A 2,933-nucleotide genomic window follows, 5' to 3' on the forward strand; every position below is an offset into this window, starting at 1 on the left:
CGCAGAGCGAAGCATTTCATTATTAATGCCAGTCAATTTTATCACAAAAGGTTGAATCGGAATCTCTGGATTTACCAAACTAATGAATTGATCGACAATCTCGTGACCGTCAAATTTGTAAATGGCAATTTCGGTAATTCCTTCTTCGTTGAATTGTCCTCCAGTGGTTTCTATGTCGAGTATAGCGTACAAGATATTTGTTTAAAGTTTAATATTTGAAGTTGTGCAGCTTCAAAATTCATTGTTCGTCTTTCAATAATCAAATATTGAATTAACGATTACCAAAGATACGACTTCCTATTCGAACCATCGTACTTCCACAGTCAATTGCGAGTTGATAATCGCCAGACATTCCCATTGATAGAGTGTTCAGTTGGCAGTTGAATGCGGAAGTACAATGGTTCGAATTGGAAGTAGTATCTTTGGAGGACGAAAATGAATGTTGAATTAAGATTAACGAATGTTGAATTTTGAAATTTTTAAAGAATACTAAAATTTATATAATAACTTGTACTGTATATTAGACATAGAAACCACCGGAGGACAATTCAACGAAGAAGGAATTACCGAAATAGCTATTTACAAATTCGATGGTCACGAAGTTGTAGATCAATTTATTAGCTTGGTAAATCCAGAAAAAGAAATTCAGCCATTTGTAGTTAAATTGACTGGAATTAATAATGCAATGTTGCGATATGCCCCAAAGTTTTATGAAGTTGCAAAAAGAATTATTGAAATCACTGAAGATTGTATTCTTGTTGCTCACAATACTTCATTCGACTATAGAATTTTAAGAACAGAATTTAATCGTTTGGGTTATGATTTTATAAAACCAACGCTTTGCACTGTTGAATTATCTAAAAAATTGATTCCTGATCAACCATCTTATAGTTTAGGAAAATTAGTTAGAGCACTTGGAATTCCTATGGCAGATAGACATCGAGCAAGTGGTGATGCAATGGCTACTGTAAAATTATTCAAAATGCTTTTGGATAAAGATATAGAAAAAGAAATTTTAATTAGTTCAATTAAAGCCGAAATAAAAAGTGGTTTAACTCCAAAACTATTAGATATTGTTGAAAGTTTACCAAATAAAACTGGTATTTATTATATCCATAATGAAAAAGGAAGTCTAATTTATATTGGAAAAAGTAAAAATATTAAAAAGCGTGTTAATCAACACTTTACCGGAATTTCAATCAAGAGCAAAAAAATTCAAACCGAAGTGTTTGCTGTTACTTATGAAGAAACTGGAAGCGAGTTTATTGCTTTATTAAAAGAAAGTGAAGAAATAAAAATTAACAAACCCATTTATAATCGTTCTCAAAGAAAAAGTATTTTTCAATGGGCTTTGTATGATGTATTAGATTCAAATGGATATTTGGGTTTACAACTTCTAAAAGCTGATGGACGAAAAAAAGAGATTACATCGTTTACATCTGTTCAAGAAGGAAAAAATTATTTATTTAGAATTACTGAAAAATATAATTTGTGCCAAAAACTTAACGGATTATATGAAACCCAGAATGCTTGTTTTCAATATAAAATAAAAGAATGTAATGGTGCTTGCATTGGCGTTGAGTTGCCAGAAACTTATAATAAACGTGTTGAAGATTACATCAACGAAATGAGTTTTGAAAGCAATAATATGATTATTATTGATAGAGGAAGAAAGGTTGATGAAAGAAGTGCTATTTTAATAGAAAACGGAATTTATAAAGGTTATTGTTTTTATGATTTGAATTATCAGATAACCAATATCGAAATATTAAAAAACATTCTTATTCCGATGCAAAATAATCGTGATACTCGCACTATAATTCAATCTTATTTAAGAAAAAATAAGGTTATGAGAATTATGAAATTTTAATAATCAGTGGTCAGTATTTATTGCTCAGTCAACGACATTAAACAACTTTAAACTCTTAAACAAATTAATATTGGATAACTATCTAATAACCATCATCGGACCAACTGCAATTGGAAAAACTTCCTTGAGTATTGCATTGGCACAACATTATGGTTGCAATATTATTTCGTGTGATAGCAGACAATTTTACAAAGAAATGAAAATTGGTACTGCGGTTCCAAATGATGATGAAATGGCTGCAGCTACACATCATTTTATTCAAAATAAATCGATTTTTGAAAATTATACAGTTGGTGATTTCGAAAAAGAAGCAATAACAAAATTGGATGAATTGTTTTTAAAAAATAATGTTCAAATAATGGTTGGTGGTTCTGGTTTGTATGTTGATGCAGTTTTGAAAGGATTTGATGAATTTCCTGAAATTGATTCTAAAGTACGTGATGAAGTTCGTTTAAATTATGAACAAAAAGGAATTGAATACCTTCAAAATCAATTGAAAGAATTAGATTTAGAATACTTTAATTTTATTACCAAAACCAATGCGCAAACGCTACAAAATCCGCAACGAATGATGCGTTTTGTTGAAGTTTGTATTTCTACTAAAAAAAAATATTCTTCTTTTTTAAATAAAGAAAAAAACAGCAGAAACTTCACTCCTATTATTGTCGGATTGGAAGCTGAAAGAGCAATAATGTACGACCGAATCAACCAAAGAGTTGACATAATGATGCATGAAGGTTTGCTAACTGAAGCAGAAAAATTATTTCCAAATAAAAATATGAATGCATTAAAAACAGTTGGTTATAGAGAATTATTCGATTATTTTGAAGGAAAAATAAGTTTAGATTTTGCCATTAAAGAAATTAAAAAAAACACAAGACGCTTTTCTAAACGTCAATTAACTTGGTTTAAACGAACAGAAAATGTAGTTTGGTTTGATTATTTAATAGATAGAACAGAAATCATAAATTTTATAGAAAATAAAATTAGTAACACAGATTTAGGAAATTAACGTAATTTTAATAATTTTTAAATTTCTTAAATCTGTGTTACAAAAACAAAA

Annotated in this window: 3 protein-coding genes and 1 pseudogene; 2 read left to right on the top strand and 2 right to left on the bottom strand. The window is 29.0% G+C overall.

Features of this window, described 5'->3' with window-relative positions; genetic code table 11:
- Positions 1-192 (bottom strand): PolC-type DNA polymerase III (locus ACH2BO_RS13410; RefSeq protein WP_395045241.1); only part of this gene is annotated, 192 nt, incomplete at its 3' end.
- Between the two features lie 79 nt (positions 193-271).
- Positions 272-382: pseudogene (locus ACH2BO_RS13415) on the bottom strand (YggS family pyridoxal phosphate-dependent enzyme); the annotation flags it as partial.
- 126 nt (positions 383-508) lie between these two features.
- Here ACH2BO_RS13415 and ACH2BO_RS13420 point away from each other — a divergent pair.
- Entirely contained in the window at positions 509-1,870 is a 1,362-nt protein-coding gene (locus tag ACH2BO_RS13420) for an exonuclease domain-containing protein (RefSeq protein WP_395045242.1), read from the top strand.
- Between the two features lie 70 nt (positions 1,871-1,940).
- Positions 1,941-2,882, top strand: a complete 942-nt coding sequence (gene miaA, locus ACH2BO_RS13425) for a tRNA (adenosine(37)-N6)-dimethylallyltransferase MiaA (protein ID WP_395045243.1) — start codon at positions 1,941-1,943, stop codon at positions 2,880-2,882.
- The last annotated feature ends 51 nt before the right edge of the window (positions 2,883-2,933 follow it).

Source organism: Flavobacterium sp. (genome assembly GCF_043773265.1).
GTDB lineage: Bacteria > Bacteroidota > Bacteroidia > Flavobacteriales > Flavobacteriaceae > Flavobacterium.